The organism is Methylomagnum ishizawai (assembly GCF_019670005.1).
GTDB lineage: Bacteria > Pseudomonadota > Gammaproteobacteria > Methylococcales > Methylococcaceae > Methylomagnum > Methylomagnum ishizawai.
Genome location: NZ_AP019783.1, coordinates 4462649 through 4478398 on the forward strand (window position 1 = coordinate 4462649; position 15750 = coordinate 4478398).

The following is a 15750-nucleotide window of genomic DNA, read 5'->3' on the forward strand; positions in this document are numbered from 1 at the left end:
CCTTGATTGGCAGGGCTTCGGCAAGCCGAAGCCCCGCGCCCCGCCTCAAGCCTTCAGGGCTTTGGCCGGGTTGGAGAACACGCAGCCGACCCGCTTGATGTCGTCCAGGGTCCACAGCTTGTCGCCGCGCACATGGGGCTGGGCGATCAGGGTCTTGCCGTCGCTGCGGACGCCCCACAGCTCGGCGATGACCTCGGACAGCTCGCGGCCTTCGTACTGCTCGAAGATGTTCTGGCACTCATAGCGCTCCGGCTCGGCCAGCCACATGCGCTCGCCCCATTGGTCGGCGTGGGTGTGGAGCTGGCCGTTGTACTCGTGGACGCGCAGACTGGTGGCGTGCTTGGCCAGGGACGGGCAGAACGGCACTTGCGAAGTGCGGTCGATGTAGATGGGATGGTTGTTCTCGATGAACCATTGCAGCGGGATGAAGCCGGAGGACGGGTCTTCGCAGCCGCGGGCGCGCCATTCCTCGTAGATCTTGCCGTAGTGGTCGTACCAGCCGGGGTAGTTGGCTTCGTACCATTCCATTTCCTCCTGGTCCGGCAGGGCCAGGCGGAAGAAGCCGGTCGGCCACAGCGCGTAGGCCAGGAGGTACAGGTCGTGGTGCGCCCAATAAGCGTCCTGCTTGGCGTCCTTCAGGCTGCGCGGGGATTCCACGCCGTACTTGCCCAGGCGGCCGATCCAGATGCCGCCCCAGTCTTCGTACACCCAGCGGTTCCAGGTCTTGACCCAGGGCTCGACCTTGAACTTGGAGCCGTACTCGAACAACATGCCCAGCACCGGGGTGAAGTACTTCTGCTGGGTCCAGAACGCATTGTTCAGGTCGGTGTTCATGTACTTGGCGGAGGCCGGATCGTTGGCGATGGACACCACGGTCTGGTAGCCGTTGGCCATGTGGCGCAGTTCGTCGGTCTCGATGGAGAGGAACACCGTCGGGGTGATCTCGTCGCCGTTGGCGGCGGCCCATTCGGTCACGGCCACGATCAAGGGATTGGTGAAGCAGGCTTCGCCGACCAATTGCAGGTTGAGGGAGCATTCCACCGCGTCGCCGGAGATGAAGCCGTCGGAGAACACGCGCTTCATGCCTTTCCACAGCGGGCCGAGGGTCCGGGTGCGGCGGGCGTCGTTATGGCCAGCCGGGTCTTGGCCGTTCTTGGCGAAGTAGTAGTTGACGTAGGCGCACTGGTGGGTGTGGCGGATTTCGTCCAGCACCTGGGCCAGGTAGCCGTTCTTCTGCTCGGCGGCCTGGGCCGAGTCCCAGAGCATGCCGGTGGCGGCGATGGCGTTGTATTCACCCACTTCCAGGAAGTTGGAGACCACCTTCATGGTCTCGTTCCACTTGGGGTGGACGCGGACCGCCGATTGCAGGCGGGTCAGGGCGTCCTGCAAGCTGCCGAATTGGCGCTCGTCCTTGACGGACTCCATGCGCGCATATTCCTTGGCGATCAGCTTGAACTGTTCCTTGGTCTCGTTCGCCATCTTGTACTTGGTGGCGTACTTGGTCCTATTATTCTTGAAATCCCAGTTGAAGCTTTGCAGCCAGCGGTGGACTTCTTGGGCGTTGACGCTAGTGGGCGCACGGTTGGCCGCCAGGGCATCGGTAGCGGCTTTGGTTGCAGCGCTAATAGCCATTTGTTGCTCTCCTGAATGAGATGGATGAATGCGGACCGGCTGCGGCGGACCCTTCCGCCCTTTCCGGTCGCGCACCATCTATAACAAATGGCGTGCCAGCTTTTTTTATAAAAAAAGCTTATTCAAATCATAGCATTATCTTTAAACCCGGAATTGTGTACGGCTATTCGTCCGTTATCAGGACAGCCGCGCCGGGGCGGGTTGACCGGACCGTCTGGAAACCGCACGGGCGTCGTCCCGGACCGCAAATCCACCCCGGCCTTCCCCGCCGTGCTGACGCCCTCCCCCTCGCTCGGCTATCCTTGCATCCCATCCCAAGCCAGCCCCGGACCCGCCGCCATGCCCTACCGCCGCACCCTCGTTCCCATCACCGCGCTGCTGCTCCACGCCTGCACCGCGCCGCCGCCCAGCCCACCCAGCCCGGCCCGGCCCCAACCCACGCCGCCGCCCGCCACCACGGCCGCGCCCATCCCCGAACCCACCATCGCCCTCCCGGAGCCCCCGCCGCCCGCCCAACCCGGCATCACCAACCGCGCCGAGGTCCGCGCCTTCATCGCCGAGATGGCCCGCAAGCATGGCTTCGCCACGGCGGCACTGGCCAACGCCTTCGAGCGCACCGCCCTCCAACCCGCCATCCTCGACGCCATGGCCAAGCCCTACGAGGCCAAGCCCTGGTACGACTACCGCAAGCTGTTCCTCACCGACAAGCGCATCCAGGGCGGTCTGGACTTCAAGGCCCAGAACGCGGCGGCGCTGGCCCGCGCCGAAAGCCGCTACGGGGTGTCCAGGGATATCGTCACCGCCATCATCGGCGTCGAGAGCAGCTATGGCGCGAAACCCGGCAAGTACAAGGTCATCGACGCGCTTTCCACCCTGGCCTTCGCCTATCCCAAGCGGGCGGGGTTCTTCCGCGGCGAACTGGAGCAATTCCTGCTGCTGTGCCGCGAGGAGGGCATGGATTATCTGGAGCCGGTCGGTTCCTACGCTGGGGCGATGGGGATGCCGCAATTCATGCCGTCCAGCTACCGCAAACTGGCCGCCGATGGCGACGGCGATGGCAAGCGCGATATCTGGAACAACCCCGCCGACGCCATCGCCAGCGTGGCGCGGTATTTCTCGGCCAATGGCTGGCATACCGGCGAACCCATCGCCACCCCGGCCAGGGTCAACGGCGGCGCGGCGGGACTCGCCAGCAAGAACCCCAAGTTCTCGCACAACCTGAACGAATGGGTGTCGCTGGGCGCGGAGCCGGTGGACCCGGTCCCCGGCAATTACAAGGCGGGTTTGGTGACTTTACCGGGGGAAACCGGGCCGGAGTATTGGCTGGCCTTCCATAATTTCGACACGATCATGCGCTACAACCACAGCCCGCTGTACGCCATGGCGGCCTATGAACTGAGCCGGGCCATCCGCCGGTAGCCCGGAGGGAACGCGGCGGTATCCGGGCCGGCCACGGCGCGGACCCCCGCCGCCGATCATCAACCCGGTAGGCGGATCGTCGCCACCGGCAAGCCGCAGCATTCACCTCCGCGCAACAATCGCCCACGGCCCCGCGACCACGCCCCAAAGCCCCGCGTGCTACAATGCCGGGCATTTTCCCCCGATCCCCCCGCACGAAGGCAAAAAGCCGTGAAATCAACACCGTTCAGCCTGCTGCTCCTCCTCGCCCTGCTCGGATTCATCGGCCTCGCCCGTGCCGCCGACCTACCGCCCGCCCCGCCCGTCATTCCGCCGCCACCCGATATCGGGGCCAAGGCTTTCGTCCTGATCGACTACAACAGTGGCCGGGTGCTGGCCGAGAGCAACGCCGACCAAAAGCTGGAACCGGCCAGCCTGACCAAGATCATGACCGCCTATGTGGTGTTCCGCGAACTCGCCAAGGGCAACCTGCACCTCGACGACATGGTCACGGTCAGCGAGAAGGCCTGGCGCACCGAAGGCTCCCGCATGTTCGCCCAGGTCGGGGCCAGCATCGCGGTGGAAAACCTCTTGAAGGGGATGATCGTGCAATCGGGCAACGACGCCAGCGTGGCCCTGGCCGAGCATGTGGCGGGGGACGAAGCGGTGTTCGCCCAGATGATGAACCAGAACGCCGAGCGCCTCGGGATGAAGAACACCCATTACAAGAACAGCATGGGCCTCCCCGACCCCGACCATTACGCCTCGGCCCGCGATCTGGCGATCCTGACCCGCGCCATGATCGCGGAATTCCCCGAGTACTATAAATGGCACTCGATCAAGGAATTCATGTTCAACAACATCAAGCAGACCAACCGCAACCGCCTGTTGTGGCGCGATCCCAGCGTGGACGGCGTCAAGACCGGCCACACCCAGGGCGCGGGCTATTGTTTGGTGACTTCGGCGGTGCGCGACAATATGCGCCTGATCGCGGTGGTGATGGGCACCAAGAGCGACAACGACCGCGCCAACGCCAACCAATCCCTGCTCAACTACGGCTTCCGCTTCTTCGAAACCCGTGCGCTATACAAGGCCAACGAACCCCTGGGCGAGGCGCGGGTGTGGAAAGGCGCGGAATCCAAGGTCGGTGTCGGCCTCAGCCACGATTTCGCCGTGACCTTCCCGCGCGGCCAGTACAACAACCTCAAAGCCTCGATGGAGATCGGCACCGACGCCGCCGCCCCGGTCAAACAGGGCGACAAGCTGGGCTCGGTCAAGGTCGCCTACAACAACGAGATCGTGGGCCAACAGGATTTGGTGGCGCTCAAGGCGGTCGAGGAAGGCGGCATCTTCCGCCGCTTGTTCGACCAAGTCCTCCTCATGTTCAACAAGAAGTAAGGAGCCCCGGCATGGCCCTCGTTTACCTCAACGGCGAATACCTGCCCCTCGACCAAGCCAAGGTCCCGGTGCTGGACCGTGGTTTCCTGTTCGGCGATGGCGTGTACGAAGTGATCCCGGTCTATGGTGGCCGGCCGTTCCGCTTGGAAGAACACCTGCGCCGCCTGGGCCAGAGCCTCGCGGGCATCCGCATGGCGCAGCCGCTGTCCGACGGCGAATGGGCGGCGATCTTCGAGCGGCTCATCGACGGCCCCGGCGACCAGTACATCTATCTGCAAGTGACCCGCGGCGTGGCGGACAAGCGCGACCACGCCATCCCGGCCCGGATCCGCCCGACCGTGTTCGCGATGGTTTCGCCCATCGCGCCGATCCCCTTGGACGGCATCAAGGCCGTGACCCTGGACGATATCCGCTGGCAGTGCTGCCACATCAAGGCCACCACCCTGCTCGCCAACGTGCTGCTGCGCCAGGACGCGGTGGACCGGGGCGCCGCCGAGGCCATCCTGGTCCGCGACGGTTTCGCCACCGAGGGCGCGGCCAGCAACCTGTTCATCGTCCAGGATGGCAGTGTCGTCACCCCGCCCAAGGGCCATGATATCCTGCCGGGCATCACCCGCGACCTGGTGCTGGAACTGGCCCGGCAACACGGCCTGGCGACCCAGGAACGCCGCATCCGCCTGGAAGAACTCAAGGCGGCGGCGGAAATCTGGCTGACCAGTTCCACCCGCGAAGTGCTGGCCGTGACCGAACTCGACGGCGCGAAGGTCGGCGACGGCCAACCCGGCCCGGTGTGGCGGCGGATACAGGAAATCTATCAGGCATATAAGCAGGGCTTGCGCGAAGGCACCCGCTCCGCCTAGGCCCGGCGGGATCGGATCCCGCGTCTCCAGCCGCCCCCGCATGGGCACCACCGGGCCGCTACGCGGCGGTCCCGCTCCCACACCGCGAACGCAACCGGCGCTTGCCCGCCGCTTCCCAAGACGCTCCCAAGCCAGGTGTCCCTATGAGCCACGCATCCCCCCTGCAATTCCCCTGCGAATTCCCCATCAAAGCCTTCGGCCTGGACAGCGGCGGCTTCACGCAACTCGTGGCCGGAATCGCCCGCCGCCACGCCCCCGACCTGGACGAAACCGCCGTGACCAGCCGCCCCAGCAAGGGCGGCAAATACCTCTCGGTCACGCTCCTGGTCCAGGCCGAGAGCCAGGACCAACTGGACGCCATCTACCGCGACCTCAGCGCCTGCCCCGAGGTGGTCATGGCGCTCTGACGGGCGACCCCCGCGCCGGGCCAGCGGCCCTTTCCCCTCACGGCAACCCGATGGCTGGATTTCCACATGGCCGAACCGACCACGACGCCCCCCGACGAACACCTGCGCCATCTGCTCGGCGAGATCAGCGAACTCCTGGGCAAGCAAAAACTGGAAGAAGCCATCCTGCAACAGCAGGCCATGCCCCATCACGACCTGGTGGAAACCCTGCTGCACAAACAACATCAAGTCGCCCTCAAGCACAAGCTGGACGGGCTGCACTCGGCGGATATCGCCTACATCCTCGAAGCCCTGCCGCTGCACGACCGGCTGGCGGTGTGGAACCTGGTCGGCTCGGACCAGGACGGGCAAATCCTGCTCGATGTCTCCGACGCCGTGCGCGAGACCTTGATCTCGGACATGGACGCCAAGGAACTGCTGTCCGCCACCGAGCAGCTCGACACCGACGAAATCGCCGACCTCGCCCCGGACCTGCCGGAAGAGGTGATGCAGGAACTCCTGGAATCGCTCAACGACCAGGGCCGCCAGCGCCTGCAATCGCTGCTGTCGCACGAGGAGGATACGGTCGCGGCGCTGATGGATTTCGGCATGGTAACCATCCGCGAGGATGTCACCCTGGGCGTGGTGCTGCGCTATCTGCGCCGCCGCGGCGAATTGCCCGAGCATACCGACAAGCTGTTCGTGGTCGATGAGAACAACGCGCTCAAGGGCGTGCTGTCGCTCAAGCGCCTCGTGACCCACAGCCCGGACAAGCCGGTGGCCGAGGTCATGGCCAAGGACGTGGTCTATTTCCACCTCGACGACGCCGCCGACCAAGCCGCCCGCGCCTTCGAGCGCTACGACCTGTTGTCCGCGCCGGTGGTGGACCGGGACCACAAGTTGCAAGGCCGGATCGGCGTGGACGCCATCGTCGATTACATCCGCCAAGCCTCGGACGAGGAACGGCTGGCCGAGGCCGGGTTGATGGAGGAGGAGGATATCTTCTCCGGGGTATGGAAAAGCGCCCGCAACCGCTGGTTCTGGCTGGCGATCAACCTGGTCACGGCCTTCCTCAGCACCCGCGTGATCGGTATGTTCGAGGACACCATCGTGCGGACGGTGGCGCTGGCGTCGCTGATGCCCATCGTGGCCGGCATCGGCGGCAACACCGGCAACCAGACCAGCATGCTGATCGTGCGTTCGCTGGCCCTGGGACTCATCAATCCCGGCAATGTCTGGCGGTTGACGCTCAAGGAACTCGGCATCGGCCTCCTCAACGGCACGGTATGGGGTTCGGTGCTGGGCTTGCTGGCCTATGGGCTGTACCACGATATCAATCTGGGAATCGTGATGGCGGGGGCGACGCTGTTGAACCTGCTGGTCGCCGCCATCATGGGGCTGGCCGTGCCCTTGGGCCGCCACCGCCTGGGACTCGACCCGGCGGTCGGCACCAGCGTCCTGTTGACGGCGATGACCGACGGCATGGGCTTCTTCATCTTCCTGGGGCTAGCGACGGTGTTTTTGCCATGAGCGGAGGCTTGCTCATCCGTCCGCTCGGACTCAAGGACTACGAAGACACTTGGCGGGCCATGCGCGACTTCACCGAAACCCGCGGCGCGGACACGCCGGACGAACTCTGGCTGCTGGAACATCCGCCGGTCTATACGCTGGGGATGAACGGCGACCCGGCCCACCTGCTCCGCGCCAGCCCGATTCCCGTGGTCAAGACCGACCGCGGCGGACAAATCACCTATCACGGCCCCGGCCAGTTGGTCGCCTATCTGCTGGCCGACCTCAAGCGCAACCACCTGGGCGTGCGCTCCCTGGTCAGCCTGATGGAAAACGCCGCCATCGGCCTGTTGGCGCAATACGGGCTCAAGGCGATGGCCCGGCCCGACGCGCCCGGCGTCTATGTCGAGGGCAGGAAAATCGCCTCGGTGGGGCTGCGGATACGGCGGGGATGCAGTTATCACGGCCTGAGCCTGAACGTGGACCTGGACCCCGCGCCGTTCTCGGCCATCAATCCTTGCGGCTATGCGGGGTTGGAAGTCACCAGCTTGGCGGGACTGGGGATCGGGGCGCGGGTGGCCGATGTGATGGCTCCGTTGGCGGGGGAGATCATACGGCGGCTCACGCCATAGGCCGACAAGCGCTTCATGGTCTGATAGTTCCGCTCCTTATGGAAACGCCTACAATCCTCCCTCAACCCTTTTTCATGCGACCGACCATGACCACCTCCCGAGACCCCTACCGCGCCCCCTCCCGCCTCGACCCCGACAACCACCAGCGCAACGCCGACAAGCTCAAGCGCATCCCCATCCAGGTCGTCCCGGCGGAAACCCCGCTCAGGAAACCCGACTGGATCCGGGTCCGCCTCGGGAGCGGCGAGAACGTCCAGCGCATCAAGCGCACCCTGCGCGAACGCAACCTCCACAGCGTCTGCGAAGAAGCCGCCTGCCCCAACTTGTCGGAATGCTTCGGCCACGGCACCGCCACCTTCATGATCCTGGGCGATATCTGCACCCGGCGCTGCCCGTTCTGCGACGTGGCCCATGGCCGCCCGCTCGCCCCCGACCCCGCCGAACCCGCCCATCTCGCCGACACCATCGCCGAATTGGGCCTCAAATACGTGGTCGTCACCTCGGTGGACCGCGACGACCTCTTGGACGGCGGCGCGGCCCATTTCGCCGCCTGCATCCGCGCCGTCCGCGGGCGCTCGCCCGCCACCCGGATCGAAATCCTGGTACCCGATTTCCGGGGCCGGATCGAACCCGCGCTCGACATCCTCGCCCAAGAACCGCCGGACGTGTTCAACCACAACCTGGAAACCGTGCCGCGCCTCTACAAAGCCGCCCGGCCCGGTGCCGATTACCGGGGTTCGCTGGCCTTGCTGGCGCGGTTCAAGCAAAAGCATCCGGGCGTGCCGACCAAATCCGGCCTGATGCTGGGCTTAGGGGAAACTTTGGAGGAAATCGAGGAGGTTTTGCGGGATTTGCGCGGACACGGCTGCGATATGCTGACCCTGGGACAATACCTGCAACCCAGCGCCGAACACCTGCCGGTGGCGCGGTACGCGACCCCGGAGGAATTCGCGGGCTTGGGGGAACTGGCACGGGGGATGGGATTCTCGGCGGTGGCGAGCGCCCCGCTGGTGCGTTCGTCCTACCATGCCGATCAACAGGCCGAAGCCTTGGCGCGGGACCGGGCCGGGCCTACTGGTTAGCCTGGGCCTTGAACTCGGCGTCCCGCGCCTGCCAGAAATCCGCCATTTGCTTGACCCGGTCGGGATATTGCGCCGCCAGATCGTTCAACTCGGAGCGGTCGTAATCCAGGTCGTAAAGCTGCCAAGCGCCGCCGTCCTCCCGCGCCGAAACCAGCTTCCAATGGTCTAGGCGTAGCGCCCGGTTGCCCTCGTGGCTGAAATAGACATAGGGATGCGCCACGCCCACATCCCGTCCCAGCGCCGCCGCCAAGCTGGTGCCCGCCATGGGCGGCGCCACGGTGTCGGCGGGCGGGGCCAGCGGTTTGCCGCCCGCGAGTTCGAGGAGGGTGGGCACGAGATCGACCACATGGCCGAGGGTGTGGCGGACGCCGCCCGGTTCCGCGATACCGGCGGGCCACCGGACGATGAGCGGCGTCGAGATGCCGCCCTCGTGGACCCAGACCTTGTGCCGCCGGAACGGCGAATTGCTCATCGTGGACCAACCCGGTCCCAACGCGAGGAAGCTCGCGGCAGAACCCGGCGCGGCGGCGGGGTCGTGGCCGTCGCCGCGCACCAGGATGCTGGCGTCCGCGCCGTTGTCGGACAGGAAGAAAACCACGGTGTCGTCCCCGGCCCCCATGGCCTCGATCTGGTCCAGCACCCGCCCGACCTCCCGGTCCATGCGCGACACCATGGCCGCGTGCAAAGTCATCTTGGTGGCCTGGAATTCCCGCTGGATATCGGTCAAGCCGTCCCAATCCAGCGCTCGCTCGACCTCCCCGTCCCCCAACACCGCTTGCCATTGGCTATTCCAGTAACGTGGTGCCAGTCCGGGTTCGCGGGGCGGCGGCAGACCGCAGGCCAGTCCAGCGGCGCGTTGGCGCTCCCAGCGCTCGGCCCGCAGCGCATCCCAGCCCCGCGTGTAGCGATCCTTCTGGGCGGCGATATCCTCGGGCAACGCCTGCAAGGGGAAATGCGGGGAAGTGAAGGCCAGATAGAGGAAGAAAGGTCGATCCGGGGTTTGGGCGGCGTGTTCGCGCAGCCAGCGGATGCCGTAGTCGGCTATCGCGGTGGTGGCGTAATAGCCAGACCCGGCCTGGACCTTGGGCAGGGCCTTGTCGTCCAGGGTATGGGTGAGGGGCGAAAAATAACGGTCGGTATCGAGCAATTGGTAGGAATGATCGAAACCGCCGTCGGCGACGACCTTGGGGGCACCGAAGATATGCCACTTGCCGGCATGGTAGGAGCGGTAGCCCAAAGGCTTGAGGTGCCTGGGCAATAACCGCGCCCAGGCGGGCAGCGGCCCGCTCGGCGGGTCCATCCTGATTTGCTGCGGATAGTATCCACTCAGCAAGGCGCTGCGGGTGGGCCAGCAGCGCGCGGTGTTGTAGAACTGGTTGAAGCGTAAGCCCTGCTGGGCCAGGCGGTCGATATTGGGCGTCCCGATCTCGCCGCCGAAGCTGCCGATATCGGAATAGCCCAGGTCGTCGGCCAGGATGACGACGAAGTTGGGACGCTTCCCGCCGGCCTGGGTGCGCGTGCCGCCGACCGGGGCCGGGGGCAGGGCGCTGGCGCAGACCGCCGTACTCTCGACCCGCGCCTCCCGACTGTCCAAGACGCCATCGTTGACCACCAGATGCGCGGTATAGGTGCCCGGCAGGTCGGCGGTGAAGCGCGGCGCGCGGGCGGCGGGGTCGTCCAGCGCCGCCCGGCTACCTTCGGGCCGGTCCAAGCGCCAATGGTAGGACAGGGAAGCGCCCGGCGGCCCCGAAGACGCGGTACCGTCCAAAGCCACCGCCGTGCCGATCAAGCGGGCCGAACCCGGCCCCGCCGCCCTGGCCGCGGGCCGCATACTTTGAACGGCCACCGCCACCGCCGCCGGGGCGCTATCGGCGATGCGGTCGTCCACGACGAGTTGCGCCCGGTAGGTTCCGGCCAGGTCGGGGACGAAGTACGGCGCCGGGGTCTGCGCGTCCGCCAGCGCCGCCCGGCTGCCGTCGGGTTTACCCAGCCATTGCCAGCGGTAGCGGAGCGCCTGCCCGTCGGGATCGTGGGACGCCGCCCCGTTCAGGCCGATCCGTTCGCCGACGGCGGCCTTGAAATCCGGCCCGGCATCGGCGACAGGGGCGCGGTTGGGCGCGGTCAGGCCATACACGAGATAACGGGGCTTGGACTTGGCCCGCCGTGGGCCGGTGTAGCTTAGCCATACCGGCTTGAGGCGGCGTCCGGGCTTCAACCCACCGCCCGCCGGATGGACCCACACATAGGAACCCTGGGCGGATTCCCCGTCGGGATGGACGAATTCAAACCGGGCACCCCCGGCGCGCAACACCACGCCGAAAGGACCATAGAAAGCCCGCCGCTTGGTCCGGTTGATGAGGGTCAGCCGGGTTTCGAAATAACCTGTCTTCCGGTTGAACACCGGGTCCGTGGCCCGCACGGCGATCTTGCCCCCGAGGTCCACGCCCACCGGCTCCTCGGCCCGGCCGGGAACGGGCAGCCAGCCCCCCAGCACCAGCAGCAACACCCAGCACCACCGCACCGCAGGCTCCGCGTTCATTCGCCTAAACGCCGGGCCGCTCTTACACCAGGAACAAACGCACATCCTCGTTGACCACCCGCGCATAGATTTCCTCGACCGGCAGGGTCAAGCCGATGGACTGGAAGGGCGCGACATCGCCCATGAAATAGTGGTTCGACACCCAGCCCTCGTCGGGGCGGCAGGCCTCGACATCGACAATATCCTGTTCGATGAAGACGTATTCCCGCAGGGTGGGAATCTCGAAATAGGCGTGGCGCTTGATGGTCTCGTCCATCCTGTGGGGACAGGACTTCGACGATCAGCACCGGTGACTGGGGGTAATACTCCTGCTGGCCCGGATCGTCGCAGACCGCCCTCACATCGGGATAGAAGAACCGGGTGCCGACCTTCACCTTAATATCGGAAGCGAAGGGTTCGCAGAGCTTGCCTTTTAGATACGCCCTAATTTCCCCGAACACATTGCCCGCGATGCGCTCGTGGTTCTTGTTGGCCCCGGCCAGAGCGTAGACCTGGCCGTCGATATACTCGTGCTTGATCTCGCCGAGGAGTTCGCCTTGGAGATAGTCCTCCTCGCTGATCCAGGGCGGGTTGGGCTGGAAGTAGGCGTTCATGGCAATACCTCGCGGCAATGGAGGAAGGGCCGGAAGGAAACCCGGCCCGGCCTAGCGGCCCAAACCGCGTTCGATGGCCTTCAACACCTCGGCGGCCTTGGGCAGATCGGACTGGCGGAGTTGGTAGAGCGGCATGGCGACCACGTTATCGCAGCGGTACATATGGCCCGCGAAATCGATGCCGGGCACGCCCACCGGGATGAACACCTCGGGTTCCCGCCCGAACCGCATCCCCGAGCGCCCGATCACCACGGTCGGCACAGCGGCGACCGGCGGCGGCGCGAGGCCCAGGCTGGACACCCACACCAAGGCATCGGCCTCGCCTCCAGCCAAAAGCCGCGCCGCGCCGTTGTGGTAGGGATCGTATTCGGGATAGCCCCGCGCATAGCTAACCCGCGTCGGATAGCCGCTGATCCAGGCCGCGACCTGGCTGGCGGTGCGGTCGCCGTCCTGTCCGCCCAGGGGCAGGGCGGCGCAGCGGGTGTGGCGGTTGAGGGCGACCACCGCCTTGCACAATTGCTGCACGGCCAGTTCGGCATGGGGGAAATCGAGCTGGCCCGCCGCCCAGGTGACGACGCCGTAGCCGGCTTCGCGCAAGCGGGCGACCACGCCGCGCAAGGTGTCCACGGGCACGCCGCCCGCCGTCTCCGCCTTCACTTCCACGCCCTGGGCCAGGGCCGACAACACCGCCGCCACCTGGGGCAATTGGGCGCGGTCGCAGGGAATCACCTGGGGGGTCCGGCCATCCGGGGCGGTCGCCGCCGCGCCGCCGGGCGTGGCCCCGATATAGATGATTTCGCGCTTCGAGGTCTCCGCGCCGAACAGGGTTTCCTCCGTCCAGATGAAGCGCTCGAAGAAACGCGGGAAATTGGCCTCGATATCGGTGCCGAACGACACCAACACTTCCACCCGGTTCTTGAGTTCGCCCAAGGTGGTCGCCATCCAGCCGGAATCGGCCAGCACCAGCAAATTACGCAAACCGCCCTCGGCCCGCATCTGGTCGAACACGCCGCCGCTGCGCTCGATCAAGGACAAGGCGGCGCGGGTCTCGTTGACATCGGTGCCGAAACCGCTGAACACCGGCAGATGGGCCGCGCCCAGGATCGCGGCGGCGCGGGCCACGGCTTGTTCCAAGGTGGCGGGTTCGCCATCGACACGGGGGACGGTATCGGCGATGGGCGACTCGAAACCCGCCAAGGTGACGGCGTCGCCGCGTTCCAGCACCTTGAGGCGCTGGCCGCTGACTTCGATCTTGAGGTCGTCCGAAGCGATGCCGCAAAAGGGGCTGGGAACGTTTTCAAAGATTTGGGACGGGGAATTTTCGACCATGCCCTTGCTCGCTCTGAATAGGGGTTGTTCGGTATGGCGAACCCGGTGGCCATGGGGTATCCGGGAGCCTTGGAAGCGCCACAGAATAGGGATTCCAGGGCGGGTTTTCAACCAAGGGCCAAGCCGGGGAAACAGGCCGGGCACGGGCGATGGATCGACAAACCGGATGCCATGCCATAGCATTCCCGCCCTTGATTCCGCCCCCGTAACCACCGGCCCCAAGGCCGCCCGATAGACACGCCCGCCGATGACCATGGACTTTCCCACCGCCCCCAACCGCCGCGTCCGCGTGATGGCCCCCGCCCGCTTGCACATGGGTTTCCTCGATATCGGCGGCTCCTTGGGGCGGCGCTTCGGCAGCATCGGCGTCGGCGTCAACGAGATCGCCACCCGCCTGAGCCTGGAACCCGCCCCGCAGCCGACCGCCACGGGTCCGGGCGCGGAACGCGCCGTCGCCGCCGCCCAGAAATTCGCCCGCGCCGTGGGACGGCCCTGCCCCGCTGCCATCCGCATCGAGCAAGCCATCCCCGGCCATGCGGGCTTGGGCTCGGGCACGCAATTGGCTTTGGCCGTGGGCATGGGCTTGAGCCAGTTGTACGGCCTGGGCTTGGGCGTCCGCGATATCGCGCCCTTGATCGAACGCGGCGCCCGTTCCGGCATCGGCATCGCGGTATTCGAGCAGGGCGGCTTGGTGGTCGATGGCGGCCGGGGCGAACACACGAGCATCCCGCCGGTCCTGGCCCGGATGGAAATCCCCGCCGACTGGCGGTTCGTGCTGATCCTGGACGACCGCGCCCAGGGCTTGCACGGCGCGGCGGAGATCGAAGCCTTCAGGGCCTTGCCGCCCTTCCCCGCCGAGGAAGCCGCCCGGCTGTGCCATTGGCTGCTGATGAAGGGTTTGCCCGCCCTGGCCGAACGCGATATCGCGGGTTTCGGCGCGGTGGTGGCCGAATTGCAGCGGGCGGTCGGCGATTATTTCGCGCCCGCCCAGGGAGGCCGCTTCACCAGCCCGGAAGTGAGCGCGGCGCTGGAGTTCCTGGCGGCGCGGGGCGCGGTGGGCATCGGCCAAAGCTCCTGGGGACCGACCGGCTTTTGCTTGGTGGAGGGCGGTGCGACGGCGGAAGCGTTATTGGCCGAAGTCCAAGCCCGCTTCGCCCACCGTGGCGAACTGCAATTCCTGCTGGGCACCGCCCGGGGCCGCGGCGCGGAAATCAGCGTGGAACCCCTGGATTCCACCGCCCGCTAATCCGATCCCGTGTCCGCCGTCCCGCCCGATTTGCCCGAGCGCCTGCTGATCGCGGCCTGTGGCGGGCGGATGTTGGCGCGCTCCGCCGCCCGCGCCGGAATCCGCCCGGTGGTCCTCGACCTCTACGCCGACCAGGACACCCGCGCCCAGGCCCAAACCGCCGCCGCCATCCCGCCCGCCCCCATCGGGCTGGACCCCGCCGCCCTGCTGGATAACGCCGCCCGGCTCGCGCCGGCGGAGTCCGGCTACGCCCTGGTCTATGGCAGCGGGCTGGACCTCGCCCCGGAGCTATTGGAACGCTTGTCTTCGGGCCGCACGGTCTACGGCAACGCCCCGGACAGCTTGCGGCTCATCAAATCGCCCCGGCGCTTTTTCGCGCTACTGCGCCAGCTCGATATTCCCCATCCCGCAACCCGCTTCGAGCCGCCCGAGCCGCCACAGGGCTGGCTCGCCAAGCCCGGTTGCGGCGAGGGGGGCAAGGGTGTAGTCTTCTGCGCCCAAGCGCAAGGGGACGACCCGGATCGGTATTATCAGCGGTATGTGGACGGCCCGCCGCTGTCCGCCCTGTTCCTGGCCGATGGCGCGAACGCCCGCATCGTCGGCTTCAACACCCTATGGACGGCTCGCCTTCCCGGCCAGCCGTTTTTATTTGCCGGGGCCATGAACCGGGCCGGACTGGACCGGGCGCAGCGGGCGCAGGTCGCCGCGATCATCGCCCGTTTGGTGCGGGCCACGGGACTGCGGGGTCTGAACAGCCTGGATTTCATCGCGGACGGCCCGGTGTGCCGGGTGCTGGAAATCAACCCAAGACCCAGCGCCACCTTGGGACTCTACGACGCGGATTTCCCGGAAGGGCTGTTGGCCCGCCATATCCGGGCCTGCCGGGGCATATTGGGCGAACCCTGGCAGGCCGGCGACACCGTGCGGGCCAGCAAAGCGGTGTTCGCCCCCCGCGACTGGACCGCGCCCGATGAGTGGATTTGGCCCGGGTGGTGCGCCGACCGCCCCATGCCGGGCACCTTCGTCAAAACCGGCGAACCCCTCTGCACGGTCGAAGCCGCGGGTTCCGACCCCGAACAAGTGGAAGAGACGATCCGGCAGCGCGAGGCCGGATTGATCCAATGGCTGGACCGCGCACGCTAGACC

At 66.6% G+C, this 15750-nt stretch carries 13 protein-coding genes and 1 pseudogene; 9 read left to right on the plus strand and 5 right to left on the minus strand.

What is annotated here, in order from left to right; genetic code table 11:
- Window positions 1-45: 45 nt before the first annotated feature.
- Window positions 46-1632: an aromatic/alkene monooxygenase hydroxylase subunit alpha gene (gene mmoX, locus K5658_RS20120; protein ID WP_221064835.1), complete on the minus strand. Its 1587-nt coding sequence runs from the start codon at window positions 1630-1632 to the stop codon at window positions 46-48.
- Window positions 1633-1833: 201 nt separating this feature from the next.
- On the opposite strand from mmoX, the gene mltB reads away from it, so the two are divergent.
- The 7 genes from mltB to lipA all read left to right on the plus strand — a co-directional run bounded on the left by mltB (window position 1834) and on the right by lipA (window position 8897).
- On the plus strand, window positions 1834-3051 hold the full coding sequence (gene mltB, locus K5658_RS20125) for a lytic murein transglycosylase B (protein ID WP_221064836.1): 1218 nt from the start codon (window positions 1834-1836) through the stop codon (window positions 3049-3051).
- A 210-nt stretch (window positions 3052-3261) separates the two neighbouring features.
- Window positions 3262-4428, plus strand: a complete 1167-nt coding sequence (locus K5658_RS20130; RefSeq protein WP_221064837.1) for a D-alanyl-D-alanine carboxypeptidase family protein — start codon at window positions 3262-3264, stop codon at window positions 4426-4428.
- An 11-nt stretch (window positions 4429-4439) separates the two neighbouring features.
- Window positions 4440-5288: a D-amino acid aminotransferase gene (locus K5658_RS20135; protein ID WP_221064838.1), complete on the plus strand. Its 849-nt coding sequence runs from the start codon at window positions 4440-4442 to the stop codon at window positions 5286-5288.
- A gap of 143 nt (window positions 5289-5431) precedes the next feature.
- Window positions 5432-5695, plus strand: a complete 264-nt coding sequence (locus K5658_RS20140) for a YbeD family protein (protein WP_221064839.1) — start codon at window positions 5432-5434, stop codon at window positions 5693-5695.
- 66 nt (window positions 5696-5761) lie between these two features.
- Entirely contained in the window at window positions 5762-7204 is a 1443-nt protein-coding gene (mgtE, locus tag K5658_RS20145) for a magnesium transporter (RefSeq protein WP_221064840.1), read from the plus strand.
- Window positions 7201-7815 (plus strand): lipoyl(octanoyl) transferase LipB, encoded by a 615-nt coding sequence (lipB, locus tag K5658_RS20150; protein ID WP_221064841.1) that lies wholly within the window; start codon window positions 7201-7203, stop codon window positions 7813-7815. Before mgtE ends, lipB begins: the two co-directional genes overlap by 4 nt.
- A gap of 86 nt (window positions 7816-7901) precedes the next feature.
- The gene (lipA, locus tag K5658_RS20155) at window positions 7902-8897 is read left to right on the plus strand and encodes a lipoyl synthase (protein WP_246628519.1); all 996 of its coding nucleotides are present in this window, start codon (window positions 7902-7904) and stop codon (window positions 8895-8897) included.
- On the opposite strand, the gene K5658_RS20160 is transcribed toward lipA, so the two are convergent.
- From K5658_RS20160 to K5658_RS20170, 4 genes and pseudogenes are all read right to left on the minus strand, one after another.
- Entirely contained in the window at window positions 8887-11436 is a 2550-nt protein-coding gene (locus K5658_RS20160; RefSeq protein WP_221064843.1) for an arylsulfatase, read from the minus strand. The genes lipA and K5658_RS20160 overlap by 11 nt on opposite strands.
- Before the next feature lie 22 nt (window positions 11437-11458).
- Window positions 11459-11692: a hypothetical protein gene (locus K5658_RS24085; protein ID WP_343223323.1), complete on the minus strand. Its 234-nt coding sequence runs from the start codon at window positions 11690-11692 to the stop codon at window positions 11459-11461.
- A gap of 43 nt (window positions 11693-11735) precedes the next feature.
- Window positions 11736-12029: pseudogene (locus tag K5658_RS24090) on the minus strand (Uma2 family endonuclease); the annotation flags it as partial.
- 51 nt (window positions 12030-12080) lie between these two features.
- Window positions 12081-13358 carry a formylmethanofuran dehydrogenase subunit B gene (locus tag K5658_RS20170; RefSeq protein ID WP_221064844.1) on the minus strand — a complete coding sequence of 426 codons (1278 nt, stop codon included), beginning with the start codon at window positions 13356-13358 and terminating at the stop codon, window positions 12081-12083.
- Between the two features lie 253 nt (window positions 13359-13611).
- Between K5658_RS20170 and K5658_RS20175 the strand changes: the two genes are divergently transcribed.
- Together K5658_RS20175 and K5658_RS20180 are read left to right on the plus strand one after the other, a co-directional pair.
- A complete protein-coding gene (locus K5658_RS20175; RefSeq protein ID WP_221064845.1) occupies window positions 13612-14604 on the plus strand; it encodes a beta-ribofuranosylaminobenzene 5'-phosphate synthase family protein in 993 nt (330 codons plus the stop codon).
- A gap of 9 nt (window positions 14605-14613) precedes the next feature.
- On the plus strand, window positions 14614-15747 hold the full coding sequence (locus K5658_RS20180; protein WP_221064846.1) for an ATP-grasp domain-containing protein: 1134 nt from the start codon (window positions 14614-14616) through the stop codon (window positions 15745-15747).
- The last annotated feature ends 3 nt before the right edge of the window (window positions 15748-15750 follow it).

Bases quoted from the DNA above. Each gene is read 5' to 3' on its own strand.
- mmoX (WP_221064835.1), bottom strand. From the start codon at position 1,632: ATGGCTATTAGCGCTGCAACCAAAGCCGCTACCGATGCCCTGGCGGCC.
- K5658_RS20135 (WP_221064838.1), top strand. From the start codon at position 4,440: ATGGCCCTCGTTTACCTCAACGGCGAATACCTGCCCCTCGACCAAGCC.
- K5658_RS20140 (WP_221064839.1), top strand. From the start codon at position 5,432: ATGAGCCACGCATCCCCCCTGCAATTCCCCTGCGAATTCCCCATCAAA.
- mgtE (WP_221064840.1), top strand. From the start codon at position 5,762: ATGGCCGAACCGACCACGACGCCCCCCGACGAACACCTGCGCCATCTG.
- lipB (WP_221064841.1), top strand. From the start codon at position 7,201: ATGAGCGGAGGCTTGCTCATCCGTCCGCTCGGACTCAAGGACTACGAA.
- lipA (WP_246628519.1), top strand. From the start codon at position 7,902: ATGACCACCTCCCGAGACCCCTACCGCGCCCCCTCCCGCCTCGACCCC.
- K5658_RS20160 (WP_221064843.1), bottom strand. From the start codon at position 11,436: ATGAACGCGGAGCCTGCGGTGCGGTGGTGCTGGGTGTTGCTGCTGGTG.
- K5658_RS24085 (WP_343223323.1), bottom strand. From the start codon at position 11,692: ATGGACGAGACCATCAAGCGCCACGCCTATTTCGAGATTCCCACCCTG.
- K5658_RS20170 (WP_221064844.1), bottom strand. From the start codon at position 13,358: ATGGTCGAAAATTCCCCGTCCCAAATCTTTGAAAACGTTCCCAGCCCC.
- K5658_RS20175 (WP_221064845.1), top strand. From the start codon at position 13,612: ATGGACTTTCCCACCGCCCCCAACCGCCGCGTCCGCGTGATGGCCCCC.